This window comes from Nocardia sp. NPDC004718, from assembly GCF_053601535.1.
In genome coordinates this window covers 46,559-73,528 of sequence record NZ_JBSGCA010000032.1, presented here as the reverse complement: position 1 = coordinate 73,528, position 26,970 = coordinate 46,559, and the positions used below count along the sequence as shown (strand labels likewise).

The window sequence follows — 26,970 nt, the reverse complement described above, 5'->3', positions numbered from 1 at the left end:
TGAATCAGAACTGTTTTAAATGCGCCGTCCGGCGCATACCCAGCGACCACTCGCCTCGCCGGACCGACCGGCCTCGAGTAAGGTGAGTCCACTCGATACACACCGAGGAGCGTCACCGTTGGAAAGCAGCAGGGCCAAGATCGCCGGTCCGGCGATCGCCGTAGGAGCGGTTTCCATCGGGCTCGTCCTGATCGGCGCCTGTGGCGTCGGTAAGCACGACACCTACGTGCCGCCTCCGCCGCTCAAGGCAGGCGAGTACGCCGAACCCGTTGTCCACGAGAACACCACCGGCTCGACGACCCCCAAGGTCGTCATCCCGCCGTCGCCCAGCTGGCGGATCGCACCGGCCGACCAGCGGCACCCCACCCCGTTTTCGGGCTTCATGAGCAGCACCACCGCCGAGCCGTCCCCGGGAAATCCGCACGACGACACCACGCAGGCGGCGCCCCCCGAGGAGCCGAGGCCGACAGCCGCGCGAGCGCCGGCGAGCGACTCGACGGACGAAGCGCCCAACCAACTGCGGACGACGCCCCGAGACGACGAATGACGCGGTGGTGCGCGAAACGCACCACCGCGGCACTCCTTACAGTTCGGGCAACTCGTAGTCGCCGACCCGCGAGCTGAGCACCCGCAGATGCTCGAGGCCGCTACCGAGGGTGCGCTCGATCGCGGTCAGCCGGGCCACGTAATGGCTCACCGGATACTCCGCGGTCACGCCGATGCCACCGTGCATCTGGATCGCCTCCTGCCCGATGTGGCGGGCCGCGCGGCCGACCTGCAGCCGTGCGCGCGACGCGATTACCGGATCGTCGGCCCCGTCGGCCAGCGACGCCGTGGCGTACAGGCTCATGCTGCGCGCCAGTTCCAGCGAGACGTACATGTTGGCCGCTCGCTGCGTGAGCGTCTGGAACTTCGACAGCGTGACACCGAACTGCTTGCGCTGCTTGAGGTAGTCGGTGGTCAGTCGCAACGCCTCTTCCATCGCGCCGACCGACTCCGCGCACAGGCTCGCCTGCGCGTGGGTCAGCACCGACTCGATGGCCTCGGTCGCGTCCGCCGCGCCGAGCCGCTCGGCGGGCGCGTCGGTCAGCTCGACCTGGGCGCCGCGCTGGCCGTCCACCGTGCGGTAGGACTTGCGGACCACACCCGTCGCGTCCGGCGCGACCAGGAACAGACCGACGCCACCCTCGGGCAGCGCGGCGCTGACCACGAGTTCGTCGGCGCTGTCGCCGTGCGCGACGGGGTTCTTCACGCCGGTCAGCGTGTACGAATCGCCCTGCGCCGTGGCGGTGGTCGCCAGTTCGGCGGCCGGCCAGCGCACCCCGGGCTCGGCATGGGCGAAGGCAAGCAGCTTCGCACCCGAGGCCACCTCGGGCAGGATTCGCTGCCGCTGTTCGGCGCTGCCCGCCGCGGCGACCAGGCCACCGGGGACCAGCACCGCGTCCAGGATCGGTTCCGGCGCGAGCCTGCGGCCCACCTCCTCGAGCACGACCATGGTCTCCACCGGACCGGCGCCGACGCCGCCGTCCTCCTCGGTGAAACTCAGGCCGAGCACGCCCAGTTCGGCGAGCTGGCGCCACACGTCGCGGCTCCAGCCAAGTTCGGAGTCGACCACCTTCAGCCGTGATTCGGCGTCGTAGTTGCGCGCGAGCAGGTCACGGACCGTGTCGCGGAGCATGACCTGTTCATCGGTGAGATCGAAATCCATGGTTGCGCCTCACAATCCGAGGATCGTGGAGGCGATGATGGTGCGCTGCACCTCGCTGGAGCCTCCGTAGATGGTTGTCTTGCGGTAGTTCAGGTAGGAGGGGCCGCTGCGCTGCGCCCAGCCGGGCGAGGCGATGTCGTCCGCGCCCACCGGGATGGCGTCCGGTCCGGCGATGTCCAGCAGCAGCTCGGTGGCGGCCTGCTGGAGTTCCGAACCGCGCAGCTTCAGCACCGAAGAGGCCGGATTCGGCTTGCCGTCGGAGGAATTGGAGACCACCCGCAACTGGGTGAGCTCCAGCGCGAGCAGCTCGTTCTCCAGTTCGGCGATCCGCGCCGCGAACACCGGGTCCTCCAGCAGCGTGCCGTTGCCCGACTTGATCTTCGCCGCGTACTGCTTCGCCACGCCGATCTTGACCTTGGTGCGGCCGACGCCGGTGATGCCGGTGCGCTCGTTGCCGAGCAGGAACTTCGCGTAGGTCCAGCCCATGTTCTCCGCGCCGACCAGCTGATCGGCGGGTACCCGGACGTTCTCGAAGAAGACCTCGTTCACTTCGTACCCGCCGTCGATCAGCTTGATCGGGCGGATGGTGACACCGGGCGACTTCACGTCGAACAGCAGGAAGGAGATGCCCGCCTGCTTCTTCGCCGCGCTCGGGTCGGTGCGGACCAGGCAGAAGATCCAGTCCGCGTACTGGGCCAGCGTGGTCCAGATCTTCTGGCCGTTGACGATGTAGGAATCACCGTCGCGGACCGCCGTCGTGCGCAGCGACGCCAGGTCGGAGCCCGCGTCCGGCTCGGAGAAGCCCTGGCACCACCAGATGTCCAGTGCCGCGGTTGGCGGCAGGAACCGCTCCTTCAGCTCCTGCGAGCCGAAGTGGGCGATCACCGGGCCGACCATCTGCGCGTTGAACGTCAGCGGCTCCGGCACCGAGGCCAGCTGCATCTCGTCCTGCCAGATGTGGCGCTGCATCGGCGTCCAATCCTTGCCGCCCCACTCCACGGGCCAATTGGGCACCGCGAGGCCATGGTCGTTGAGGATCTTGTGCGCGGTGACGATGTCGTCGCGGGTCAGCTCACGGCCGTCCCGGACGCGCTCGCGAATGTCGGCCGGGATCTCGGTCCGATAGAACTTGCGCAGTTCGTCGCGGAAGGCGACGTCGTCGGGGGACAAGGATAGTTTCATACGCATCTCCCTGCGTGTCTCGTACGTCCGAGTCCAAACTACCCCCCGGTAATCCTCCCCTGTCGACTGGATCACAGGTGCGGGACACACTCGCCGTTCGCGACGTCGGATTCCGCACCGCTCCCCGGGACGGCGACCGTCGCGAGCTGGTACGTTGCTGCAGGTGGGCCGGGGGCCCACAGGGTTCGGTATCGAGGAGAACGAGTGAACGGCAGGACCATCGCACGCGCCGCGGCCGCCGCGGCATCCCTCGGCATCGGCGCGATTCTCACCTTCTCCGCGCCCGCCACCGCCGAGCGGACCCAGGCGCCGGTGGACACCGGCCTGGCCCATCTGACCGACATCGCGGGGGCCGACCCGTCCGCACAGGAGGGCATCGCCGCGCTCACGCGCTACGCGGGCTTGATCGACGCCGCGCACCTGCGCGAGGTCTCCAGCGTGTTCACCCCGTTCTCCTACGCCGCGCCCACCTTCGGCTGCGGCAGCAACGGCCCGATCACCACGATCATCGCCGCCGCGACAACCGAGGGGACCGGCAACGGCCGTGACCTGAACGTGGATCCCGGCGAGCTGCGGTTCAGCGCGACTCCTTCGCACCCCGGCGCCCCCCTGGCGTCCGGGCTCGTGGTCGCCTGGGTGAACGTGAACACCGGCGCCAGCGGCATCGACCCGCTCGACGACGTGACCGAGTACCGCCAGCCCACGCTGTCCAAGACGGTCCGCAGCGGACCCGGCACGGTGCTCGCTTCGATGTGGGGCATCATCGACTACCCGTTCGCCCACTGTGTGATGACTCCCACCGTGGGACTCTTCACGGTGCCGGACAACCCGCCTCCGCCGCCCGCGGCTCCTGCGCCCAACCCCGCCCCTGCTCAGCCCGCGCCGAGCGGCTCCGGCGGCGAACCCACCCCGTAGAAACGTTTCATCGAGACGTCGGCCGACCGTCGTGCCCGGCCCCCGACCGGCCGAGGCCCGGCCGCTCGATGCGACCGCGCCGTCGCGTCGGTGATCGAACGGCCAGGACGGCCCAATGCGCCGCATGGACTCCCGCCACCGTGGAGCAACCGGGCACCGGCTGCTCCACTCATCGCCGAACCGACCGGGTGCCGGGCAGGTGCCTCTCCCTATCGGACGGCGGCGAAGAACGCGCGGATGTCGGCGACGTGCGCGTCCGGCCGTTCCATCGCGATGAAGTGGTTTCCCGTGTTGCCCTCCGGCCAGTGCACGATGGTGTTGTCGCGCTCGGCGAGCCGCCGCATCAGCGCGGAGCCGCCGCCGTACGTGCCGGTCGGCACCGCTTTCTGTCCCTTCGGCCAGGTGAACCCGCCGTCGCCGAGGCCGTTGTACATCGGCCAGGACGACGAGGCCGCGGTGCCGGTGAACCAGTACAGGCTGACGTTGGTCAGCAGCTGATCGCGGCTGATCACGTCCTCCACCCGGTCGGCCAGCGGGGCGAACTCGGTGAACTTCTGCATCAGCCAGGCGAGCAGGCCCACCGGTGAATCGGTCCACGCGTGGGCGAAGGTCTGTGGGGCGGGGCGCAGCAGGACGTGGTGGTCCACGCCGCCGGTCATCCACTGCTGCATGAGCTCCCACTCGGCACGCTCGTCCGGCGTCATGGTGGGCACGTCCGCTTCGGTGGGCATGCCGATCCCGCCGTCGAGGTGCACGCCGATCACCCGGTCCGGCGCGGCGATGGCGAGTTCCGGCGCGACGTAGGCGCCGAGATCGCCACCCTGTGCGCCGAAGCGCCGGTAGCCGAGCCGCTCCAGCAGGGTCAGCCACATATCGGCCACTTTCGCCGGTGTCATGCCTGGCTCGCGCGGCCCGTCGGAGAAGCCGAAGCCCGGCACCGAGGGCACCACGACGTGGAAGGCCTGCGCGGGGTCGAGTCCGTGCGCACGCGGATCGGCGAGCGGGCCGATGGTCCCCGCGAATTCGGCGAACGAGTTCGGCCAGCCATGGGTGAGGATCAGCGGCGTCGCGTCCGGTTCCGGTGAACGCACATGCAGGAAGTGCACGTCGAGCCCCTCGATGCGCGTCTTGAACTGCGGAAACTCGTTCAGCGCCGCTTCCTGTGCCCGCCAGTCGAATCCGGTCCGCCAGTACTCGGCCAGCTCGCGAAGATAGTCCACCGGCACGCCGCGCTCCCAGCCCGTGCCCGGCAGCTGGGCGGCCCAACGGGTGCGAGCGAGCCGGTCGTGCAGGTCGTCCAGGTCGGACTGCGGAATCTCGATGCGGAACGGGCGAATGGCGGTGGTCATCGGTACGCCTCCTCGGCGGTCGGTGCTGCGGTACAGCGATGACGTTAAGCAGCATCTAGGACCGATAACGTCCTAGATTTCCGGCATCATCTGATTCGTGAACGACACTCCCGCCCGACTGCTTCGCCTGCTGTCGCTGCTCCAGACGCCACGGGAATGGCCGGGCAGCGAATTGGCCGAACGCCTCGGTGTCACCGACCGCACGGTGCGCCGCGACATCGATCGGCTGCGCGAACTCGGCTATCCGGTGACCGCGACGCTCGGCGCCGCGGGCGGATACCGCCTCGCGGCGGGCACGGCGATGCCGCCGCTACTGGTCGAGGACGACGAGGCCGTCGCCATCGCGGTCGGGTTGCGGGCCGCCGCCGGGTCCGCGGTGGCCGGGATCGAGGAGGCGTCGGTCCGGGCGCTGGCCAAGGTGGAGCAGGTACTGCCCGCGAAGTTGCGACGCAGGGTGCGGGTACTCGCCGTCGCGCTGACCCCGCCCACCGTCGACGGGCCCACGGCCGACCCCGAGGTGCTCGCCACGCTCGCGGCGACCGTGACCAACCGGGAGCGGGTGCGTTTCGCCTACCGCGACGAGGCGGGCGCCGAGACCAGGCGCAACACCGAGCCGGTCGGCCTCGTGCCCGCCCGGCGGCGCTGGTATCTGGTCGGCTACGACCTGGATCGGGCCGGCTGGCGGGTCTACCGCGTCGACCGGATCGACCGTCCGCAGCCCACCGCCGCCCGCTTCACGCCGCGTCCGCTACCCGCCGCCGATGCCGCCGCCTACGTCGCGGGCCGCCGCGCCGACTGGGGCACACCGTCCTTCCGGGTCCGAGTGACCATCCACACCTCCGCCGACCGGGTTACGGGGCGGCTGGGTGAAAGCCCCGGCGATGTCGTCGCGATCGACCCGGACACCTGCCGGATCGACGCCCGGCGCGACGACGCGCCGGAATGGTTGGCTCACCGGCTGCTCGCGCTGGGGGCGGACTTCGAAGTCCACGAGCCTCCGGAACTCATCGCCCAGCTGCGGGCCATCGCTGACCGAGCCGAGCGCGCGATCGACCCGCAGCACGGCCCGGTTACCTGAGCGCGCCGGTTCCCGCTTCCCGACGACAGCATCACCGGCCAATCGCACAAGCGAGGCGTAACCAAAACCCCTGCCGGACAGGATATTTCCCCTCGCCGCGGTGTGTGGACCGCGCGTTCGGTGCCGGCTCGTGGACACGCGGCCCTCCTAGCCCTGCGGCGGGATGCCCGCGCGGCCGGATCGCCGGGCCCGCCGACACGGTGCCACCGATCGACGTGGAGGTGGACGCCGCTCCACTCGGCTTTGCGTGCGGACGAACCGGGACAGCGCCGAAGCTGTGAATCCCGACGACGGCGGCTCGACCTCAGCGAGAGAGCTGAATGCGGAGGAGAGCGCCGGATTCCGTGCTCGCCGTCAATTCGCCCGGACGGCCGGGGACGGCCGCGACCGCGGTGAGCGGCTGGCCGTTGAGCACGGCGCAGGTGACGCCGGTAGTCGGATCGACGCGGATCAATTGGCCGGTGAGGGTGGTGACGTAGAGGATGCCGCTCGGATCGGCCAGAAGATCGTCGGCGAAATCCGGGAGACCGGCCAGTTGTGCGGACAGGTCGGCGACGGTGCTGCGGGACGCGGGCGCGTCGAGCGGGACGCGAACGATCCGGCCGAGCGGGCCGCCGTTGGCGGTCACGTAGAGCACGCCGTCGTGCACGATCGCGCCGTTGGCGGCCAGTCCGGCCAGCGGCGCCGCCCACTCGGTGTCGAGGGAGGCGTCGGGACGGACCTTGATCACGCCGGAGAGGGTCGCGACGTACAGATTGCCGCTCGGGTCGAACGCCGCGCCGTTGGGCATCGTGAAGCCGGAGACGAAGACCTCCGGCTTCGGCACGGCCGCCGCCGGATCGAATCGGAGCACGCCGCCGGGACGGACGACGCTGACCGGCGCGTCACCGTAGACCACGTACAGCAGGCCGTCGGGACCGAGCCGCACCGCGCCGGGAAACTCCACCGGAACAGTCGCGGTGAGGTTGCCAGCGGGGTCGTAACGCTGCACCTCGTTGCGGTAGAGCCGCGATACCCACAGGTTGCCCCGCGCGTCGTAGCCAAGGTTCTCCGCCCAGTCGAGGACCGGCACTCGCGCCGCGACGGCCGTGACCGCCACCGCGGGGTCGCAGGCGGCGATGGACGGCGCGGCGCCTGCGCCCGGCGCGAGCACTCCGGTGCAGGCCAGCGCCACGGCGGACAAGAGGAAGGCGCCTCGACGGCGGAGAGTTCGCAACGCGGGCACCTCGGGCTCCGGTAGGTATGAGTCGCCGCGGATCTTAACCGTTTCCGGCGCGGAATCGTGCGGTCCCACCCGCGACACGATCTTTGGCACTATCGGTGGATGCCATTCTTCGACGGCGCGCGCGGCCGGATGCACTATCGGCGGTGGCCGATCGAACACCCGCGATACACCGTGGTCCTGCTGCCCGGAATCGGCCAGCACAGCGGCCACTACCACCGCTTCGCGCGCGGTCTGCGCCCCGCCGGTGAGGTATGGGCGCTGGACACCGCCGGGCACGGGTTGAGCGAGGGCGATCCGGAACGGCCGGGCACGCTCGCCGAGCTGGTGGCGGACGCGGTGCGGCTGGTCGAGCTGGCTCGTGGCGACCGGCCGCTGATTCTGATGGGCCACTCGCTCGGCGCGGTGACCGCGCTAGGCATGCTCGGGGCCGCCGTGCCGGAGTCGGCCGATGCCGCAACGAGTTCGACGGTGCTGGACCGGAACTATCCACTGCGGCCCGCCCTGCCCTCGGACGCGCTGGCGGGCCTGGTGCTGTCGGGCGTCCCGAAACGCGCGCTGGGCGGCGGTGCGCCGGGCGCGCCGGGAACGCCCCTGCCGCAGCGTCTTCCGGTGCTCGCGGTGCACGGTGTGGACGACCGGCGCGCGCCGATCGATGCGATCAGGGTCTGGACTAGCCGCCACGAATCGGTAGATTTACGGGAGTACATCGACGCCGGGCACGACCTGCTGCACGAGCCGGTGCACGCGCGGGTCACTGCCGACATCGCGGATTGGATGCAGGGTGTCGTCGTGGGGTTGGCACGACATCCGTAATCGCACTTCGGACGAGGAAGGGGGACGGCGCAGATGCCATCGCAAGAGAACGGGTTCGGCGGAGAGCCGCTCGCAGAAGTCACCGCACCCGGCGTCGACATCGCCGCGCTGAACCGAGCGGTAGACGACGGCTCGCTGTGGATCGACGGCCTCTTGGTCGCCGACGGCGCGCACGAGCGGTGCGCGCGCCAGTACGAGCTGCTCGCCGATCGGGTCGACGAGCAGATCCGCATCCTGAGCGCCGCCACGGCGTTGCCCGGCTTCGGCGGATTCGCCTCCGGCGACGCGCTGCGCGCCGGTTTCGAGCGCAAGGCCGACAGCGCGATCACGCGACTGAACGAATACGCGTCCGCCGCACGAGAACTCGCCCAGACCTTCCGCGCCGCGGCCGCCGTCTACCAGCAGGCCGACGAGGCGCTCGCGCAGGCGGTCGAACGGATCGACGTGACGGGAGCCGCGCATGCGTGAGATGCCGCGCGCCGGTGAGCGGGCCACCCACCGGCGCACCGATCCCGCCTACGCGCCGAACGTCGAGGTGTTCGACAACCTCACCCACGACGAGATCCACGCCAAGGTCCAGTTGCTGAACCCGGCCGTGCTCGCGAATGGGCGGCAGGCGTGGAGCGACGCGGCGGCGCACCTGGCCGACGCGGTCTTCCAGGCGCACACCGAGATTCGCGCGGCCATCGCCGACGGCTGGCGCGGCTCCGCCGCCAAGAGCGCGGACGCGGTGGTGCGCGTATTCGAACAGAGCGGCCAAGACCTGGCCGACGTGTTCGCGATCGTCTCGCAGCGCCTCGGACAGGCGAGCGACGCGGCGGAGGCGCTGCGCGCCGCGGTGACCGAGCCGTCCACCGGCGTACCGGATCTGGGGGCGGCACTGCTCGATCCGTCCCGGGCGACCAGCAATGTGGAGGGGCAGAAGGCGAGCGAGCACGCCCGTCAGGACGTCGTGCGCGCGATGAACGACATCTACGCAGGGGTTTTCGTGCGCACCGGCACCGACGTGCCCGCCTTTCCCGACGAATCGGATCAATCGGCCGCCCCGGCTCCCACCGCCACGCCGACGAGCAAGATCGTCGGGACAACCCAGGTCGGACCCGACGCGCAGCCCACTTCGCTCGGGACGCACGCGCCGAAGCCGATCCACACGGTGGAGCAGAGCGTCTCGGCGACGTCCACTGATTCGACACCCGCCGCCGAGACGCCCGCCACGTCCGCTGCCGCCGTGCCGACGCCCGGCACCGCGGTCGCGGACGAGACACCGGCCCCGGCCGCGCCACGAGTCGCACCCGCCGCCACGGCGGCGCTCTCGACGGTTGCGGCCGCCGCCGTCCTCCGCACTCCGCCCGCCACCGGGTCGCCGGGCCCGGCGCCCGCGCCCGCCTCGGCGACGAGCGAGCCGACGACGCTGCCCGCCGTGCCCGGCGTCGGCAGCCAGGTTCCGTCCGAAGAACAGCGCAAGCGCGACGAGCGGCGAAAGCACGACGACAGCTCCGACGCGGCGGTCACCGGTCTCGCCGCCGGAGCGATGGGTGGCCTGATGGGTGGTGCGGTGGCCGCCGTCGACACCCCGCGCGGCGGTTCGAGCGTGGCCGCGAACGCCGCGAGCGCACGCTTGGCGCCGATCGATGACGAGGACGACGAGTTCGACCTCGATGATCTCCCCACGTTCCTCGAGCCCTCCGACGACGGCGGCGAACTCATCGGGTCGCTCGATCCGACCACCCCGCCCGTGCTCGGCGAATGGACCGAGTACGAGTGAACTGGACGCTGACCCCGGATCAGTTCGCGCTGGCCTGGTCACGCACCGATGGGGATCGCATTCCCTATCCACTCGCCGTGCGCCTTTCGGCGCGCGACACCGCGGAGCGCACCGCGCAGCTTCCTGCGCTCGATCGCTGGTGCGATCAGGTGCTGGACGCGGATCTGGAAGCGGCGCTGCGCATCCTCGCCCAGCCGGACCTGCGCGTCGAGGTGTTCGGTCAACGTGACGCGGCGCCCGAACCGCCGTCGCGCGAGCACAGTGGACCACGCCCACCGGCAATCGACACCGGACGGGAATCCGAGGCGCGGCCGATCCGCATCCTCGGCGCCGCCGCCGGGAACATCGCGGTGGTCGCCGCGCAGCGCCCCGGTGCGACGCCCGATCGCGGCGGCGACGTGCGATTGTTCGCGGGCGGCTCGAAAACCCTGTGCCCGCGGATCGTCTCGATGCTCCCGGAGAACAATCCCGGCATACTGCCGCGCCTGACCGCTCCCCTGTCCCAGGTCGGCGAGGACAGCCGCAACCTGGTCACCGTTCCGGTCGCGGGTCCGTCTATTCCGTCCCGGATCCGCAAGCTGCTCCGGCAACCGCGCGAAGGCATCGGCCAGATGGTCGTCTCCGCGCGCCGCGGCATGGGCGAACCGCGCCCGTTCGGCGTGCTGTGCTGGATCGACGTGGTCGCCGACGGCCGATACGCGGTGCGCACCGGCACGGACGTCGACGTCGTCGCGGTGACCGCCGAGCGTTTGGCCGCCCAGCTGCGACCGCTCGTCGCCGCGGCCGCGCGCACCTCGACGGCCTACGCCGGGCGCTGAGCGTCTCGCCTACCCGCGACGGGACCATTTACGGTGTATGAGTGCCACTCTACGAATTCGAAGGCAAACGTCCGCAGGTCGACCCGACCGCGTTCGTCGCGCCGACGGCGACCCTGATCGGCGACGTCCGGGTCGAGGCGGGCGCCTCGATCTGGTACGGCGCGGTGCTGCGCGCGGACCTGGCGCCGATCGTCATCCGGGAACGCGCCAACATCCAGGACAACGCGGTGCTGCACGTGCCGCCGGACGTGCCGATGGAGATCGGGCCCGGCGCGACGATCGCGCACAGCGTGGTGTTCCACGGCGCCGCGGTCGGCGCCGAGGCCATCGTCGGCAACGGGACCACGGTGCTGGACCTGGCCAAGATCGGGGCGGGCAGCATGATCGCCGCCCACTCGCTGGTGCCACCGGGGGCGGAGATCCCCGACGGCGTGCTCGCCGCCGGTTCCCCCGCCGAGGTGAAACGGCCGATCGAAGGCACCCAGGCGCAGATGTGGGTGCGGCTCAACCCGGGTTTCTACGCGGATCTGGCGCAGCGCCACCGCAAGGGCATCACCGAGATCTGATCAGCACAGCAGCGCGGTGACCTCCGCGTCCTCGAGCTGGTGGAAATCGCGGTACGCGCCGCCGACGCCGCCGAGCGAGCGCGGCACCCACGGGCAGACCGCCTCGTCGGCCTCGTCGGTGACCCGGCGCATCGCCTCGGTCGAGGAGACGGGGACGGCGGCGACGACGCGCTCGGGCCGGTGCAGGCGCGCGACCCGGCAGGCGGCCACGACCGTGGCGCCGGTCGCCATACCGTCGTCGACGATCACCACCGTGCGCCCCGTCAGCGGGATCGGCCGCGACGCACCGCGCAGCACCTGCCTGCGCCGCTCCAGCTCGGCACGCTCCCGCGCCTCGATCGAGTCGACCTTCTTGGGCGTTATCCCGGTGTGCGCCAGGACATCCTGATTGAGCACCCGGACGCCGTCCTCCCCGATGGCGCCAAGCGCCAGCTCGGGCTGCCACGGCACACCCAGCTTGCGGACCAGCAGGATGTCGAGGTCACCGCCGATCACCTCGCGCACCGCGGCGGCCACCGGAACTCCGCCGCGCGGCAGCCCGAGCACCAACGGGTCCGACGCGCGTAGGTGTTCCAGATGCGCACCCAGCGCGTGACCGGCCGAGGTCCGATCGGTGTAGACCATCGATTCCGAACGCTACTCCGGTCCACGCTCGGTGATCGCGAATCGACGCAAGGCAAGACTCGGGTTCGCCGTGCGCACCTTGCTCAGGTACGCCAGGTCGATTCCGGCGGTCAACACGCCCGGTTCGTCGCCGAGTTCAGCGAGCACAGCGCCGGCCGGGTCCACGATCATGGACGCACCCGCGCCCCGGGGCGCGGCCTGGTCGGCGGCCGCGACGTAGACGGTGTTCTCGATCGCCCGCGCCCGCACCAGCGTGGTCCACTGGTCGACCTTGCCCGGTCCCGGGATCCACTGGGCAGGCAGCAGCAGCGCCTGCGCGCCCGCCGCGGCGACCCGGCGCACGCCCTCCGGGAAGCGCAGATCGAAACAGGTCTGCATGCCGAATGTGATATCGCCGACGGTGAAGGTGGCGGGCGCCTCGATCGCGCCCGGCTCGACCACATCGGATTCGAGGTGGCCGAAGGCGTCGTAGAGGTGCACCTTCCGGTACCTGGTGACGAGGGAGCCGTCGGGCCCGAGCACGACGAGAGTGTTGCGAATGCGGTCGCCGCCTGGCGCGACCTGTTCCACCGTTCCGGCGACCAGGAACACGCCGAACTCGCGGGCGACCGCGCCGAGGCCGGTGACGAACGGGCCGGTCAGCGGCTCGGCGACGGCGACGACCCGCTCATCGAGCCGGGTCACGGCAAACATCGAGTATTCCGGTGCGACGACCACGCGCGCGCCCCGTTCGCGCGCCGTGCGCACATGTTCGCGCACCGCCGCGAGGTTCTCCGCGGGGGAGGTCGAAGGGGCGAACTGGACGACCGCCACGTCCAGCTGATCCGGCGTCGCATCCCGATGCGCGGGCGAGTTGTCCAGTTGCATAGGTCTCACCGTATTGGGGCGGTGGCCGGGACGACCAGCAGGAGGCAGTAAACTCCTGCTCAATGAGCACCAATCAGGTTGACAGCGTTCCTGGCGACGACGACAGGGACATTGACGGCCCGTCCTTCGCCGATCTGGGTATCGATGACCGCATTCTGGCGGCCATCGCCGATGTCGGTTACGAATCGCCGTCGCCGATCCAGGCCGCGACGATTCCCCCGTTGCTCTCCGGCGCCGACGTCGTCGGTCTCGCGCAGACCGGCACCGGCAAGACCGCCGCGTTCGCCATCCCGATCTTGATGGGGCTCGAGGCCACCGGTCGCAGCCCCCGCGCCCTCGTGCTCGCACCGACCCGTGAGCTCGCGATCCAGGTCGCCGAGGCGTTCGGCCGCTACGCCGCGCACATACCCGGCCTGCACGTGCTGCCCATCTACGGCGGGCAGAGCTACGGCGTGCAGCTGTCGGGGTTGCGCCGCGGCGCGCACGTCGTGGTCGGCACGCCGGGCCGGGTGATCGATCACCTGGAGAAGGGCACGCTCGACCTGTCGCAGCTGCAGTACCTGGTGCTCGACGAGGCCGACGAGATGCTGAAGATGGGCTTCCAGGAGGACGTCGAGCGCATCCTCGCCGACACGCCCTCCGACAAGCAGGTGGCGCTGTTCTCCGCGACCATGCCCGCCGCGATCCGCAAGATCTCCAAGCAGTACCTGCACGATCCGGTGGAGATCACGGTCAAGGCGAAGACCTCGACGGCCACCAACATCACCCAGCGCTGGGTGCTGGTGTCGCACCAGCGCAAGCTGGACGCGCTCACCCGGGTGCTCGAGGTCGAGTCGTTCGAGGCGATGATCATCTTCGTCCGCACCAAGCAGGCCACCGAGGAGCTCGCCGAGAAGCTGCGCGCCAGAGGCTTTTCCGCCGCCGCGATCAACGGCGACATCGCGCAGAACCAGCGCGAGCGCACCATCGGTCAGCTGAAGTCCGGCGCGCTGGACATCCTGGTCGCCACCGACGTGGCCGCGCGCGGGCTGGACGTGGACCGCATCTCGCACGTGGTCAACTACGACATCCCGCACGACACCGAGTCCTATGTGCACCGTATCGGCCGCACCGGCCGGGCCGGGCGCAGCGGCGAGGCGCTGCTGTTCGTCGCGCCGCGCGAGCGGCATCTGCTCAAGGCGATCGAGCGGGCCACCCGCCACCCGCTCACCGAGATGCAGCTGCCGAGCGTGGAGGACGTCAACGCCCAGCGCGTCGCCAAATTCGGCGACACCATCACCGAGAACCTCACCTCGTCGAATCTCCCGCTGTTCCGCAAGCTGATCGAGGACTACGAGCGCGAGCACAACATCCCGCTGGCCGACATCGCCGCGGCGCTGGCGGTGGGCTCCTATGACGGCGACAACTTCTTCATGGAGCCCGAGCCGGAGCCGGCGGAGCGCCCGCAACGCGACCGGACTCCGCGCGAGCGTCCCGCTCGCCGCTTCGACGAGGACCGGCAGAGCGGCTCGCACCACCGTGCCACCGGGACCGAGCTGGCGACCTATCGGATCAGCGTGGGCAAGCGGCATCGCGTGGTGCCCGGCGCCATCGTCGGCGCCATCGCCAACGAAGGCGGCCTGCGCCGCAGCGACTTCGGGCACATCAGCATCCGCCCCGACCACAGCCTGGTGGAACTGCCCGCGCAGCTGCCGGAGGAAACGCTGGAAGCGTTGCGGCGCACACGGATCAGTGGCGTACTCATTCAGCTGCAACTGGATCAGGGTGCGCCGCAGCATCGCACGTTCAGCCGCGGCCAGCGCCGGGAGCGCGAGAGCGGCAAGCGGCCGGAGCGCCGTAAGCCGCGTTCCTGAGCCGGGCAGGGTACGTCGAGGTCAGACGCGCTAGCTACAGTGTTGCGGTCCGTGTGTAATTCGGCGCACGCCGGCAGCGGGTGTCCCGCGAAGACACAGGAGGGCCGCGTTTGTTCGTGTTCGGTGATCGTGTCGTCTGCACCGCCGTCGATCTCGTCCGCGCGGCGTACTGCGAGTTCGCCCTGCTGCGCACCCTCGACGCCGAACTCGGCACCATCCCGGCCGACCCCGGCAGCGCCGCATCGGGGTACGAGCCCGCGCGGGGAACCGATGACGTCCGTCGACGCCTGCTCGACGACTACCGCGCGCGGTTCGGCGGCGCGGTGGTCGAGATCGACCGCCCCCCGGACGAACCGGGCGAACCCGGCCGCCATGTCGCCGCGCTGACCGCCGCGCACGCCGACACAGTCGCCGCCCTGCGCTCCGGCGCGCATGTGGTGCACGGCGCGACCTTCTTCGACGGCCGATTCCATTGCTCCGCCGACTTTCTGGTGCGAGCCGAACATCGGGTCCGCTACACCGTGCACGGCATCGCGTCCACGACCGCCGATCGGGTGGCCGCCGCGCTCGAACTGGCCGCCTGCGCCGAGGCGCTCGACCATTCGGGCGCGCTCACCGCGCCGCTGGTCCGGCTGCATCTCGGCACGGAGAGCAGCGCCGGAGCGCTGAGCGAGCTGCTTCCGCTGTATCGGGCGCGCAGGAGCCGGGTGGAGCGCATCGTGGACGAGAAGCTCGGCGAACTGCTGCCCGCGCAGTGGGGCGATCCCCGTTATCTCGCCTGCGGCCGCTGCCGCACCTGCGTCGATGCCCTCTCCGCCGCGCGCGACCTGCTGCTCGTGGCCGGCATGCCGCCCGCCGCCCGCGCCCGGCTGCGCGAAGCGGGGGTGAACACCATCGATCGGCTGGCCACCACCGAGAGCTCGGTGCCCGGCGTGCCGCCGCGCACCGTTTCCGCGCTGCGCCGCCAGGCGGAAATCCAGCTGCGCCGCGAAATTTCGGGCGAGCCGACCTACGCCGTGCTCGACGCGACCGTGCTCGGGGCGCTGCCCGCGCCCTCCCCCGGCGATCTCTCGCTCACCGTCTCGGGCGGCGGACGGACTCCGCTCGTCGTCGAGGTCGGCGGCCCGGACACGGTGCACCTCTCGTTGCGCGGACCGAGCGGTTCGAGCGAGCCCGGCCGCGCCGCGGCCGCCGAACGCCGCGTGCTCGAGCAGGTGCTCGATTACCTGACCCAGCGCCGCCGGATCGATCCGGACCTGCACGTCTACCACTACTCCGCGGCGGTGCGGACGGCACTGCTGCGCTGCACCGGACGGCACGGGGTCAACGAGGAACTGGTAGACGAACTGCTGCGTGAAGGCGTTCTGGTCGATCTGTATCCGATCCTCCGCGGCGCGCTGCTCATCGGCGAGTCCTCCTACCGGATCGGCGGCCTGCGCCGATTGCTTCCCGGTGCGACCGATTCGGCTGCCGCGGAACACGATTGCCACACGGTGCTGCGATTGCGTGACTGGCTGCTCGATCGCGCGACCGAGCAACGCATCGCCACCCGGACCTGGACGCCGGACGCGCGGTCCACCTCAACGGTTGCCGGCGAGCCCGCACCGCCGTCGTCCCGGCCGTCGTCGCTGGAGGCCGCGCTCGCGGAATACGCCGCCGCGCAGGGCGATCCGTTGCATCCGGCCGCGTTGATGGCCGCGACGCTCGGCTACCACCGGCGCGAGCGGCAGCCGCTGTGGTGGGCGCACGCCGACCGGCTCAGTCATCCGGTGGAGGAATGGGCGCAGGCCCCGGGAGTGCTGGTCGCAGACTGGGGCACCGTCGATACCAAATGGCATCGCCGCCCCGACCGCCCCGGGATGCGGCGCTATCTCACCCTGACCGGACGGATCGGCACCGGTTCCAGCGGCGCCCCCGGCCCCAGCGCGCTCACCCCGGGTACCGCCGTCTACACCTTCTACGATCAACCGATGCCGGCCGGCATGATGACCGATGCGGGGCAGCGGGCCACCGCTACCGCGACGGTGCTCGGCTGCTCGGTGGACGCCGAATTCGACGACACCGTCCGGCTGGAGGAATCGCTGCCGGAGGGCTGCGAACCCTACGACGAACTGCCTTCCGCGATCGCGCCGGGCCTGCCGGACTGGGATGAGAACGCCGAACTGGCGATCGAACTCGCGGCGCAGCAATTGTTGATGACCTTGCCGGACACGCCGCGTACGGCCGTGTTCGACATCCTCGCGCGCCGCCCGCCCCGGTTGCACGGCGACGCCCGGTTGCCCGAGGTGCACGGCGACTACGCCGCGGCGATCACCGCCGCGCTGTGCGCTCTGGATCACTCCTACGTCGCGGTGCAGGGTCCGTCGGGCACCGGGAAGATCGCGACCGCGGCCCGGGTGCTGGAGCGGCTGATCACTCGGAACAAGTGGCGGATCGGCATCCTCGCGCAAACACCGGCCACCGTGGAGAACCTGCTCGACGCGGTGGTGCGGGCGGGTGTGCTGCCGGAGCTGGTCGCCAAGAAGGACGCGGCGACCGTCGCACCGGAGTGGGTGGTGATCGACGCCGCACGCTACCCGCGATTCCTGGACAACGCGATCAGCGGCTGCGTCCTCGGCGGCGAACCGGCCGATTTCGCGAACGAGGATCTGGTGCCCCGCGCGGGCCTCGACCTGCTCGTGATCGCCGACGCGGGCCGCTTCCCGCTGGCCGAGACGGTGGCCGTCGCGGAGTGCGCGCGCAATCTGTTGCTGCTCGGCGACCCGGTGGCGTCCACCGCACGCGGCGCCCATCCGGCCCCGGTCGGCGAATCGGTGCTCGGCTGGCTGGCCGACGGACGCCAGACCTTGCCCACCGAACGCGGCTACTTCCTGGACCGCACCTGGCGGATGCACCCGGCGGTGTGCGAACCCGTCTCCCGCCTGTACTACGACGGCCGCCTGCGCGCCAACGAGACGGTCACCCTGGCCCGGAAACTGCACGGCGAGGACCCCGGGGTGGACACCGTCCTGGTGGACCACTACGGCAACGCCACCGAGTCGCCCGCCGAAGCGCGCGAGGTGGTGCGCCGGGTCCGCGCGCTGCTCGGCATGTCCTGGACCAGCGGCGCGACCACGCGCAGGCTGCATCCCCACGACATCTTCGTGGTCGCTCCGTACGCCGCTCAGGTGGGGCGCATCCGGACGCTGCTGGCCCGCGCGAAGATCGAGGACGTCCTGGTGGGCACGCCGGATCGCTTCCGCGGCCGGGAGGCGGCGGTGGTGCTGCTGTCCATGACCACCTCCTCCCCCGCCGACGCTCCCTACGGCATGCCGTCACTGCTGTCGCGCGGGCTGATCCACGCGCTGTGCCGAGCCATGTGGAAGGCGATCGTCATCCGCTCACCGCTGCTCACCGAATACCTGCCCGCGAACCCCGACGAACTCGCCGATCTGGGCGCGTTTCTGCGGCTGACCGGCGCGGGTCAGCCGAAGCAGGCGCCCTCGCCTCGATAGGTCGGCGCGCTGACGCGGGAGCCGTCCTCATCGACCAGATGCACGGTGGCGAACCGCTCGCACAGTTCACCGGCCTTCGCGTGCCGGAACCACACCCGGTCGCCGATCCGCAGTTCCGCGGCGCCGGACAGCGGGGTCTGCACTTCGCCCGCGCCCTCGGTGCCGATCAACTTCAACCCGCGCGGCCACACCGGTTTGGGCACCCGCGACCGCCCTGCGGGGCCGGAAGCGATGTACCCGCCCGCGAAGACGGTGGCGATGTCGGTGGCGGGACGACGTAGCACGGGCATCGCGAAATACAGCGACGGTCTCGGCGTGAAGGACCGGTAGCCGTCGAACAACGTCGGCACGTACAGCCCGGACCCGGCGGTCACCTCGGTGACGTCCGGATCGGCGGCGCTGACCTCGATGGATCCGCTGCCGCCGCTGTTGACGATCTCGAGTTCGCCGGTCACCGACCGGACCGCGGCGAGCACCTCGGCCCTGCGCTTGCGGATCTCCGCCGCGGATGCCCGCTTCACCAGGCGCACCGCGACATTGGCGTCCGGGAGCCCCGCGATCTGTGCCTCGTACGTCATCACGCCCACCACGTCGAAGCTCCGCCGCCGGGCCTCGCCCGCAAGCGTGGCCGCTTGCTGCGGTGTGCGAACGGGAGAACGCCGCACACCCAGGTGCAGCGGGCCGATCCGCAGGGAGGCGTCCACGTCGAGGCAGACACGTGGCCGCACCCGGTCGGAGCCGACGGCGGCGCGGATCAGGTCGAGTTGCGCGGCGTCGTCGATCATCAGCGTGATGGAGCGCAGCGCGATGTCGTCGGCCGCCAGTTCGGCCAGCGCGGCGCGGTCCACGCTCGGATAGCCGAGCAGGACATCGCGAGCCCCGTGGCGTACGAGCCAGAGCGCCTCGCGCAAGGAATAGGACATGATGCCCGCGAAGCCGCCCGCCGCGGTGAGATCGGCGCCGAGGACTTCGGCGAGCACGGCACGGCAGCGCACGGATTTGCTGGCGACCCGCACCGGCGTGCCACCGGCTCGCCGCACCAGATCGGCGGCGTTCGCGCGCAGGGTGGACAGGTCGAGGGCGGCCAGCGGCGGGTCGAGTTCGGCGGTGGCCGCATGCAGCCCCGCGATCGGCGACGTCTCGGTCACCCGGACAACTCAACCACCAAGTTGGTCAAACGTCCAGTAGTTGTCAGAGTTCCGCGGCCTTGGCGGCCAGCCCGCTGACCATCTCGTCCAGCACCACCAGCATGGTCTCGTCGTTGCAGTCGGCCAGCCAGCGCAGCACCGTGCCCTGCACGATCGACACGACATTGCAGGCGATCGCCTCCACCGGCTCCAGCCACTGCGTTCCGGACAACTCGGCACACATCTCCAGGAACGCGGTGACTTCCGCGTCCTTCTCTTGGTAGAACTCCGTGGCGATCGGCTCGGGGAAGCAGTCGGCCTTGACCGCCCAGCGGGCGCGCAGCGCCTGCAGGGTCATCTCATACGACCTGATCTGCTTTTCCGGTGTGGCCTTGACCAGCGGCCAGTAGGCGCTGACTCCCGCGTGCAGCAGCACGCGCAGCGCGCGGAGGCCTTTGTAATCGATCGTGGCCGCCGCCGCTTCGACCGCCTCGATGACGGCGGGTCGTAGCCGGATTTCTGTTATCACTTCTCCACGTGCGCTCAACGACGACTCCCTCTCGGCGAAAGAACTCACGCACCTGCGTCGGCGCGACTCGCTGAACAGGGCGGGCAACATCGGGAAACACCTGGGCTGCCCGGTCCAACATTCACCAATGGTAGAGCGTTTTCGGGGTTTGAGAACGGGTTCGACGGGTAATTTCAGACTGAAAGAATGTTTTGTTACCCAACCGGGACCGGTATGCGATCGGGCCGTGTCACCCGGAAATCGCGCTATGACGGTGGATCTCGGCGGCGCTCGGCCACTCAGCAGACCGTTGACAACGGTACGGTCCTGGTATCGGGCAACCCAAATCCTGTGGCGAATCCCACAGTGAAACCTCCCAAAACGGTCAGCTTACCGTGGGAGGTTCGATCCACTACCGACACCCGTTCGTTCCGCGCTGCGGATAGCCTGGATCGGTGACTCTCTCGCCCCCCGCCGACCAGTATTTCCTCTCCGGCACGTTCAATTTCCGCGACACCGGCGGGCTGCGCACCGACGACGGCGCCAAGGTTCGTCCCGGCGTGCTGCTGCGCTCGGCGCAACTGAGCGGACTGGACGAGGCGGGCCACGCCGCGCTGCGCGACCTGGGCGTCAGCGCCGTCCACGACCTGCGCGGACAGCGCGAGATCGACCACATCGGCGCCGACCGGCTGCCCGCGGACATCCGGCTGAGCATCACTCCGTTCAACTCGCGCATGGCCGAGGCGCCGCCGCACGAGGCGACCGCGCGGACCGCCTACACGCACATGCTCGAGGTCTACCGCATGTTCCCGGCACTTCCGGAGGCGCACGCCGCCATCGCTTCCCTCGCCGAGTCCGTCCTGCGCGGCGACGGCGCCGTGCTGGTGCACTGCGCGGCGGGCAAGGATCGCACCGGGTGGGCCGTCGCGACGCTGCTGCGCGCGGTCGGCGTCATCGAGACCGACGTGCAGGCCGACTACCTGCTCAGCAACGGAGCCGTCCCGGCGTTGCGCGCCCTCATGACGACGAAGCTGCTGGCCGGCGAGGAACTCTCCGTCGACCTGCTCGGCGTGCGCGAGGAGTACCTGGACATCGCCACCGCCTCGATGCGCGAGTTGCACGGCGGCCTGGACGGCTATCTCGCGACGATCGGACTGACGCCCGACCTGCTCGGGCGGCTGCGCGAGCGAATGCTGGAGTGAGACAGGGTCACTCGACGGGCACCGGTTCTCTGCGCACCAAGCCGTCTTCGTCGATCGTCACCTGATCGCCGGTGTGGAACCAGGTTCCGGTGAACCGCGCCGCGGTCGTGGTCGGGTCGTCCCAGTAGCGCGGGGTGACGTTGGGCCCGCGGCACAGCAGTTCGCCGTGCCCCGCCGTTGCCCGCGGGCCCCACAGCGCCAATTCCGTTCCGCCGAAAGGAAAACCGAGTACCACGGCGGTTTCGGACGAGTCCGTCCGCTCGGCGTCGTCCACCGCGAGGCCGATGCCGCTGGTTTCGGTCGCGCCCCACACCGACCACTGCCTGGCGGCGGGGAACACGCCGCGCAGTTCGGCCGCGAGGGCGGCCGGAGACGCGGCGCGATGACCGGCCTTACTGATCCGCGCGATGCCCTCGGTGCGCAATCCGTCGGAACGAAGTTCCGCGAGCCGGGGCAGCAGGCCTGCGAAGATCCGCGGCGTCGCGGAGACCATGTCGACGCGCTCGGCGGTGATGGCTTCGGCCATGCCTCGGGCGTCCCGGGTGAGCACCACGGTGCCGCCGACGGCGAAGGTCGGCAACAGCTGATCGACACAGCCGCCCGCGTGCGCCAACGGCAACAGCACCAGGTTGCGCAGGCCGTCGGTCGGCAGGTCCAGCGCCGCGACCACCGAGCGCACGGCCGACAGCAGGTTCTCGTTGGTCAGTTCCACGCCCTTGGGCGTGCAGGTTCCGCTCGTGTAGCACAGCAGCGCCAGGTCGCCCAGTGCCGCGCCGTCATCGATGTAGGCGGCGCCGTCGGGCAGCTCGGTCTCGGCGCCCTTGCCGCCGAGCACGAAATCGGCACGGCTGTCGGCGATCACGCGCTCGGCCACCGACTCCGGGAGCCCGTCGTGCACCAGTACCGGTACCGCTCCGCTGAGCAGGGCTCCGAGGAATGCCTGCACCCATCGAGCGCCGGTGGGCAGGTGGACGGCGACCCGGTCCCCGTATCCGATGCCGTGCTCCTGCAAGCCGCCCGCGATGCGGGAAGCGGAGTGCCACAGCTCCCGGTAGGTCAGGCGCGGGCCGCCGACCTCCACCACGGCTTCGCGGCTCCCGAACGCGTGCACCTGAAGATCGAGTAGTTCGGTGAGCGCGGGTGTGAGGTTTCCGTAGCGCAGCACCCCGTCGGCCCCCCGAGCTAGCGGGTTGTCCCAGACGTGCGGGCCGGTGAGGGGATATTCGACGAGCAACTGCGACATTCGTCCTCCGCGTGCCTCGAGTTATCAGGCACTGCGACTATATGACGCATGTCACAACTTCGCTGGAATAGGCGATGAACGTGTCCTAGCTGTCACCGGCCCGCGTAGCGCGCCTTCCCCGGACCCTGCTCGAGGAAACTGCGCACACCGCCCTGCAGATCCTCGGTGCCGAACAGCTCGCCGGACACCTCCGGCGTCACCGAATCCGCATGTGCCACACCGCCGGAACGCCAGGCCTCGATGATCTTCTTGGTCGCCGCGTTGGCCTTTGTCGGGCCATCGGCCAGCCGGTGGGTCAGTGCTCGCGCCGCGGTGTCGAGGTCTTCGTGCACGGCGTTGACCACGCCCCACTCGGCCAGGGTCGCCGCGTCGTAGAGGTCGCCGGTCATCACGAACTCGCGGGCCCGTCCCGAGCCCGCGCGCTCGGCGAGACGCTGCGGGCCGCCCATCGAGGGGGTCAGCCCGACCACGATCTCCACCAGTCCGAACTTCGCCTTCGGCGCCGCGAGCAGGATGTCGCAGGCGAGGGCGATCTCGAAGGCGGCGGTCAGGGTCAACCCGTGCGCGGCGAACACCACCGGGCACGGCAGCGCCTCCAGCGGATGGATGATCTGCGCGAACAGGGTGCGCCACAACTCGGCGCCCTGCTCGGGCGTCAGGCCGTCGAAAACGTGCACGTCGACGCCCCCGGAGACCACCTTGCCCTCGGCGCGCAGCAGCACCGCGCGCGGCGTCCGCGCCGACAGCTCGGCGATGTCCTCGACCAGCGCGTCCAGCATCGACCGGTCGAAGAGGTTGAGCGGCGGATGGGCGAGCGTGAGGGTCGCCACCTCCGCTCCGCCGTCGGTGACGTCTCGTTCCAGCCGGGTGGCCTTCGTTTCACTCATCCGGTCAGCGTACGAGGTCGATCTGGAAGACTGTCGATGTGACCAAGTCGGCCAGCAAAACCGGTTCCTACGTCGAGCCCGGCGAGTTCAAACGCGACACGAACTACATCACCACCCGGATCACGGCCGACGGCCGCGACGGTTACCCGGTCGAGCCGGGGCGCTACCGGCTCGTCGCGGCGCGCGCCTGCCCCTGGGCCAATCGAACGCTGATCGTGCGCCGCCTGCTCGGACTCGAGCCGGTGCTCTCGCTCGGCTTGTGCGGACCCACGCACGACGAGCTGAGCTGGACCTTCGATCTGGATCCCGGTGGTGTCGATCCGGTGCTCGGCATCCCGCGGCTGCGCGACGCCTACCTGGCCAGGTTCCCGGACTATCCGCGTGGCATCACGGTGCCCGCCATCGTGGACGTGCCGACCGGCCAGGTGGTCACCAACGACTACGCGCAGATCACCCTCGACTTCTCCACCGAGTGGACCGCGTACCACCGGCCCGGCGCGCCGCAGCTGTATCCGGAGCCGCTGCGCGCGGAGATCGACGAGGTGAACCTCGCCGTGTTCCGCGACGTCAACAACGGCGTCTACCGCTGCGGGTTCGCCGGTGCGCAGGACGCCTACGACGCCGCCTACGACCGGCTCTTCGCCCGGCTGGACTGGCTCTCCGAACGCCTTGCCGCACAACGGTATCTGGTCGGTGACACGATCACCGAGGCCGACGTCCGGCTGTTCACCACGCTGGCCCGCTTCGACGCGGTCTACCACGGGCACTTCAAGTGCAACCGGTCCAAGCTCGCCGAGATGCCGGTGCTGTGGGCGTACACGCGCGACCTGTTCCAGACCCCAGGCTTCGGCGACACGATCGACTTCGGGCAGATCAAGACGCATTACTACGTGGTGCACCGGGATATCAATCCGACCGGGATCATCCCCAAGGGCCCCGACCTGGCGAACTGGCTGACCCCGCACGGCCGAGAGGCTCTCGGCGGCAGGCCGTTCGGCGACGGAACCCCGCCGCCCCCTCCGGCATCGGGCGAACGCGTGCCCGCGATACACACTTCCGCGTAAGGACGCACCCGCCCGGGTCGAAAGCGAGACATCCGCCGGTGGAACCGATGCGGCTGGGTACTTCGTTGTCATGACGAGCTGACGGCAACCGGTGCCATACAGTTCTACCCAGCAGACCGGAAGAGGAGGATGCCGCCGATGCTCAAAGGCGCGTTCGAGAAGACGGTGGTCGAACTGCTCGACACCGGGTCCCGCCTGCAGGCCCCCGCGGTCGCCAAGTACGTGGACCGTATTCGCCGCTCCCACCCTGGTGAGAGCCCAGCACAGATCATCGACCGACTGGAGAAGCAGTACCTGCTCGCGGTGACCGGCAGCGGCAGCGCGGTCGGCGCGACCGCCGCCTTCCCCGGCGTCGGCACCGTCGCGGCCATCGCCGCGGTGAGCGCGGAGACCACCTTCTTCATGGAGGCGTCAGCGGTGTTCACCCTCGCGGTGGCCTCGGTGCACGGCATCACGCCGGAAGACCAGGAGCAACGCAGGGCGCTCGTGCTGGCGGTCGTGCTGGGTGAGAGCGGCATGCAGATCGTGCAGAAGAGCGTCGGCACCTCCGCGAAGAACTGGGGCTCGGCCTTCGCCAACCGCATCCCCGGATTGTCGAGCATGAACGATTCGCTGCTGAAGCGGTTCATCATCCGGTTCATCACCAAGCGCGCCGCGCTGATGGCGGGCAAGGTACTGCCCGCCGGCATCGGCGCGGTGATCGGCGGCGCGGGCAACCGTGCCCTCGGCAAGGCCACGATCACCAACGCGCGCAAGGCATTCGGGCCGCCGCCCACCACCTGGCCGGTCGACCGCCATTTGGTCATCGAGGCCGATCCGCTCACCGCGATCGACCCGGCGAAGCCGCGACCTCCGGCCACTCCGCGATGAGCGGGACGCGGCCGATCGCGTTCGCGGTCCGGGGACTGACCAAGCAGTACGAGCTGGCGACCGCCGTGACGGACGTCAGCTTCACCGTGCCCTCCGGCACCATCGCCGCACTGGTGGGCCCGCGCGGCGCGGGCAAGACCACCATCCTGCGGGTGCTGTTCGGCCTGCTCGCTCCGACCTCGGGGACGGCGTCCGTCGGCGGGCCCGGTTCCCGGGGAAACACCGCGGGCTCCGCGAGCGTGATCGGCGGCGTCCTCGCGGCACGCGGACTGCATCCGGCCCGCACCGCACGCGAACACCTGTGGGTCTACGCGGCCGCGGCGAACGTCGTCGACAGCCGGGTGACCGAAGTGCTCGAGCTGGTCGGACTGGACGAACACGCCGGGACGAAGATCGGCGCCCTGTCGATCGGGCAGCAGACCAGGCTGGCCCTGGCCACCGCGTTGCTCGGTGACCCCCCGCTGCTGGTGCTGGACGAGCCGATGGACGGACTCGACCCCGCCGAACGCGGCTGGCTGCACGACTTCCTGCGCAAGCACGCCCGGCGCGGCGGCAGTGTCCTGCTGACCAGCGAGAGTCTCGGCGCGGTGCTGCCCGCCGCGGACCAACTGGTCGTGCTGAGCGAGGGCGCGGTGGTGTATCAGGGCACTCCGGCGCGCTTGCGGCGCGGGCATCCGGACCGGCTGGTCGTCGCCGCGTCCACCCCCATCGCGCTGGCCACCATGCTTGCGGCACAAGGATTCACGGACGCGGTGATCCGGCCGGACGGCCGCCTCGCCGTCGCCGAGGCGAGCGAAGCGCAGATCAGGACGGCGGCCACCGCGGCGCAGGTGCGGATCGATAGCATCGTGCCCGACCCGATCCACCCCGACCGCGTGCTCGCGTCGCTGACCGGACCCACCGCCGCGCCCGCGGCGCACTACCCGGGCCTCGCCGCCCCCGCCCAGCCACCCTCGCCGACGCCCTACGGGATCCCACGATGATCGCCATCCTGCCCACGGACCTGGTGCCGAACGTCAACTCCGAGGTGCGCAAGGTCGTCACCATGCCGCGCGGCCGGACGCTCGCCGCAGCGCCGCTCCTGGTGGCGTTGCTGGCGAGCGCCGCGTCGGCGAGCCTGGCCGGGCCGCCGGATCCGCGCGGCCAGCCCGCCACCGGCGCCGCGACGATCGGGCTCTACTTCGGCCTCGCCTTCGTCGTGCTGGCGGCGGCGGTCTTCGGCGCGCTGGCGACCGGCGCGGAGTACCAGTACCGCAGCATGGCCGTGACCACGCTGTTCAGCCCTGACCGCGACCGGCTCGCCGCCGCGAAGTTCCTGGTCATCGGAGGCTGCGCGCTGGCCGCGGCGGTAGCGGTGGAACTGGTGTCGGCCGGCGCGCTGTTCGGCGTGGGGCGCGGCAAGGTCCCGGTCACCGGGGAGTTCTTCGCGGTGCTCGGCGGCGGGCTGCTCGCCGCGGTCTGCTGGTCGTTGATCGGCGCGAGCGCGGGCATCCTGCTGCGGTCCTCGACCAAGGCGGCGGCGCTGCTGCTCGGCTGGAGTGTGGTCGCCGAGCCTTTGATCTGGCTGGTCGCGCGCGGTCTCGGTATTCCGGGCGTGGTCACCCTGCTGCCCGTCTCCGCCACCGTCGGCACCGTAGCGGTCGGTTCCTATCCCGACAGCGACTTCCTCGCCCCTACCCCGGCCGCCGTGGTGGTCCTGCTGCTGTGGACCATCGGCCTGGGCGCCGCGAGCTGGTGGAATCTGCGCACCCGCGATCTGTGATCCGAGGACCCGCCGGGAACAACGACTTGTCGGCCGGTGTCGGTACCGTC

The 26,970-nt window shown here is 70.6% G+C and carries 25 protein-coding genes; 15 read left to right on the top strand and 10 right to left on the bottom strand.

Features of this window, described 5'->3' with window-relative positions:
- Window positions 1-118 precede the first annotated feature (118 nt).
- Window positions 119-547: a hypothetical protein gene (locus tag ACWEH3_RS23550; RefSeq protein WP_450025684.1), complete on the top strand. Its 429-nt coding sequence runs from the start codon at window positions 119-121 to the stop codon at window positions 545-547.
- A gap of 36 nt (window positions 548-583) precedes the next feature.
- Here the strand turns inward: ACWEH3_RS23550 and ACWEH3_RS23545 are convergent, their stop codons facing one another.
- Both ACWEH3_RS23545 and ACWEH3_RS23540 read right to left on the bottom strand, forming a co-directional pair.
- Window positions 584-1,708 carry an acyl-CoA dehydrogenase family protein gene (locus tag ACWEH3_RS23545; protein WP_355077252.1) on the bottom strand — a complete coding sequence of 375 codons (1,125 nt, stop codon included), beginning with the start codon at window positions 1,706-1,708 and terminating at the stop codon, window positions 584-586.
- A gap of 9 nt (window positions 1,709-1,717) precedes the next feature.
- A complete protein-coding gene (locus tag ACWEH3_RS23540; RefSeq protein ID WP_355077254.1) occupies window positions 1,718-2,890 on the bottom strand; it encodes an acyl-CoA dehydrogenase family protein in 1,173 nt (390 codons plus the stop codon).
- Between the two features lie 204 nt (window positions 2,891-3,094).
- On the opposite strand from ACWEH3_RS23540, the gene ACWEH3_RS23535 reads away from it, so the two are divergent.
- A complete protein-coding gene (locus ACWEH3_RS23535; protein ID WP_450025682.1) occupies window positions 3,095-3,805 on the top strand; it encodes a hypothetical protein in 711 nt (236 codons plus the stop codon).
- Window positions 3,806-4,014: 209 nt separating this feature from the next.
- On the opposite strand, the gene ACWEH3_RS23530 is transcribed toward ACWEH3_RS23535, so the two are convergent.
- Window positions 4,015-5,154, bottom strand: coding sequence for an epoxide hydrolase family protein (locus ACWEH3_RS23530; RefSeq protein ID WP_450025680.1), 1,140 nt, complete (start codon window positions 5,152-5,154; stop codon window positions 4,015-4,017).
- 97 nt (window positions 5,155-5,251) lie between these two features.
- Here ACWEH3_RS23530 and ACWEH3_RS23525 point away from each other — a divergent pair, with 97 nt between their 5' ends.
- Window positions 5,252-6,232, top strand: coding sequence for a helix-turn-helix transcriptional regulator (locus ACWEH3_RS23525; RefSeq protein ID WP_450025678.1), 981 nt, complete (start codon window positions 5,252-5,254; stop codon window positions 6,230-6,232).
- 304 nt (window positions 6,233-6,536) lie between these two features.
- On the opposite strand, the gene ACWEH3_RS23520 is transcribed toward ACWEH3_RS23525, so the two are convergent.
- Window positions 6,537-7,448: an SMP-30/gluconolactonase/LRE family protein gene (locus tag ACWEH3_RS23520; protein WP_450025676.1), complete on the bottom strand. Its 912-nt coding sequence runs from the start codon at window positions 7,446-7,448 to the stop codon at window positions 6,537-6,539.
- A 108-nt stretch (window positions 7,449-7,556) separates the two neighbouring features.
- On the opposite strand from ACWEH3_RS23520, the gene ACWEH3_RS23515 reads away from it, so the two are divergent.
- Genes ACWEH3_RS23515 through ACWEH3_RS23495 form a run of 5 tightly spaced genes read left to right on the top strand, consistent with a single transcriptional unit; the run spans window position 7,557 to window position 11,419 of the window.
- The gene (locus ACWEH3_RS23515) at window positions 7,557-8,270 is read left to right on the top strand and encodes an alpha/beta hydrolase (RefSeq protein WP_450025674.1); all 714 of its coding nucleotides are present in this window, start codon (window positions 7,557-7,559) and stop codon (window positions 8,268-8,270) included.
- A 33-nt stretch (window positions 8,271-8,303) separates the two neighbouring features.
- Entirely contained in the window at window positions 8,304-8,738 is a 435-nt protein-coding gene (locus ACWEH3_RS23510) for a hypothetical protein (protein WP_450025672.1), read from the top strand.
- Window positions 8,731-10,035 carry a WXG100 family type VII secretion target gene (locus ACWEH3_RS23505; RefSeq protein WP_452358385.1) on the top strand — a complete coding sequence of 435 codons (1,305 nt, stop codon included), beginning with the start codon at window positions 8,731-8,733 and terminating at the stop codon, window positions 10,033-10,035. Before ACWEH3_RS23510 ends, ACWEH3_RS23505 begins: the two co-directional genes overlap by 8 nt.
- Complete coding sequence (locus ACWEH3_RS23500; protein WP_450021155.1) at window positions 10,017-10,853, top strand: ESX secretion-associated protein EspG; 837 nt, start codon at window positions 10,017-10,019, stop codon at window positions 10,851-10,853. The genes ACWEH3_RS23505 and ACWEH3_RS23500 overlap by 19 nt, the downstream gene beginning before the upstream one ends.
- A 41-nt stretch (window positions 10,854-10,894) precedes the next feature.
- Window positions 10,895-11,419, top strand: coding sequence for a gamma carbonic anhydrase family protein (locus ACWEH3_RS23495; RefSeq protein ID WP_450021153.1), 525 nt, complete (start codon window positions 10,895-10,897; stop codon window positions 11,417-11,419).
- On the opposite strand, the gene ACWEH3_RS23490 is transcribed toward ACWEH3_RS23495, so the two are convergent.
- Window positions 11,420-12,043 carry a phosphoribosyltransferase gene (locus ACWEH3_RS23490; protein ID WP_450021151.1) on the bottom strand — a complete coding sequence of 208 codons (624 nt, stop codon included), beginning with the start codon at window positions 12,041-12,043 and terminating at the stop codon, window positions 11,420-11,422. It abuts the gene before it with no gap.
- A 12-nt stretch (window positions 12,044-12,055) separates the two neighbouring features.
- A complete protein-coding gene (locus tag ACWEH3_RS23485; protein ID WP_450021149.1) occupies window positions 12,056-12,910 on the bottom strand; it encodes a carbon-nitrogen hydrolase family protein in 855 nt (284 codons plus the stop codon).
- Between the two features lie 62 nt (window positions 12,911-12,972).
- On the opposite strand from ACWEH3_RS23485, the gene ACWEH3_RS23480 reads away from it, so the two are divergent.
- Entirely contained in the window at window positions 12,973-14,763 is a 1,791-nt protein-coding gene (locus ACWEH3_RS23480; RefSeq protein ID WP_450021147.1) for a DEAD/DEAH box helicase, read from the top strand.
- A gap of 116 nt (window positions 14,764-14,879) precedes the next feature.
- A complete protein-coding gene (locus tag ACWEH3_RS23475) occupies window positions 14,880-18,257 on the top strand; it encodes an AAA domain-containing protein (protein WP_450021145.1) in 3,378 nt (1,125 codons plus the stop codon).
- Here the strand turns inward: ACWEH3_RS23475 and ACWEH3_RS23470 are convergent.
- Both ACWEH3_RS23470 and ACWEH3_RS23465 read right to left on the bottom strand, forming a co-directional pair.
- Entirely contained in the window at window positions 18,227-19,405 is a 1,179-nt protein-coding gene (locus ACWEH3_RS23470) for an amino acid deaminase/aldolase (protein ID WP_450021143.1), read from the bottom strand. The genes ACWEH3_RS23475 and ACWEH3_RS23470 overlap by 31 nt on opposite strands.
- Before the next feature lie 43 nt (window positions 19,406-19,448).
- A complete protein-coding gene (locus tag ACWEH3_RS23465) occupies window positions 19,449-19,931 on the bottom strand; it encodes a TetR family transcriptional regulator (protein WP_450021141.1) in 483 nt (160 codons plus the stop codon).
- A gap of 416 nt (window positions 19,932-20,347) precedes the next feature.
- Here ACWEH3_RS23465 and ACWEH3_RS23460 point away from each other — a divergent pair, with 416 nt between their 5' ends.
- A complete protein-coding gene (locus ACWEH3_RS23460; protein ID WP_450021139.1) occupies window positions 20,348-21,094 on the top strand; it encodes a tyrosine-protein phosphatase in 747 nt (248 codons plus the stop codon).
- Window positions 21,095-21,101: 7 nt separating this feature from the next.
- Here the strand turns inward: ACWEH3_RS23460 and ACWEH3_RS23455 are convergent, their stop codons facing one another.
- Entirely contained in the window at window positions 21,102-22,337 is a 1,236-nt protein-coding gene (locus ACWEH3_RS23455) for a class I adenylate-forming enzyme family protein (RefSeq protein ID WP_450021137.1), read from the bottom strand.
- Between the two features lie 92 nt (window positions 22,338-22,429).
- Window positions 22,430-23,224 (bottom strand): enoyl-CoA hydratase/isomerase family protein, encoded by a 795-nt coding sequence (locus ACWEH3_RS23450; protein WP_450021135.1) that lies wholly within the window; start codon window positions 23,222-23,224, stop codon window positions 22,430-22,432.
- A gap of 38 nt (window positions 23,225-23,262) precedes the next feature.
- Between ACWEH3_RS23450 and ACWEH3_RS23445 the strand changes: the two genes are divergently transcribed.
- From ACWEH3_RS23445 to ACWEH3_RS23430, 4 genes are all read left to right on the top strand, one after another.
- The gene (locus ACWEH3_RS23445; protein WP_450021133.1) at window positions 23,263-24,288 is read left to right on the top strand and encodes a glutathione S-transferase family protein; all 1,026 of its coding nucleotides are present in this window, start codon (window positions 23,263-23,265) and stop codon (window positions 24,286-24,288) included.
- A gap of 138 nt (window positions 24,289-24,426) precedes the next feature.
- Window positions 24,427-25,158 carry a hypothetical protein gene (locus ACWEH3_RS23440; protein ID WP_450021131.1) on the top strand — a complete coding sequence of 244 codons (732 nt, stop codon included), beginning with the start codon at window positions 24,427-24,429 and terminating at the stop codon, window positions 25,156-25,158.
- Complete coding sequence (locus tag ACWEH3_RS23435; RefSeq protein WP_450021129.1) at window positions 25,155-26,141, top strand: ABC transporter ATP-binding protein; 987 nt, start codon at window positions 25,155-25,157, stop codon at window positions 26,139-26,141. Before ACWEH3_RS23440 ends, ACWEH3_RS23435 begins: the two co-directional genes overlap by 4 nt.
- Window positions 26,138-26,920: an ABC transporter permease gene (locus tag ACWEH3_RS23430; protein WP_450021127.1), complete on the top strand. Its 783-nt coding sequence runs from the start codon at window positions 26,138-26,140 to the stop codon at window positions 26,918-26,920. Before ACWEH3_RS23435 ends, ACWEH3_RS23430 begins: the two co-directional genes overlap by 4 nt.
- The last annotated feature ends 50 nt before the right edge of the window (window positions 26,921-26,970 follow it).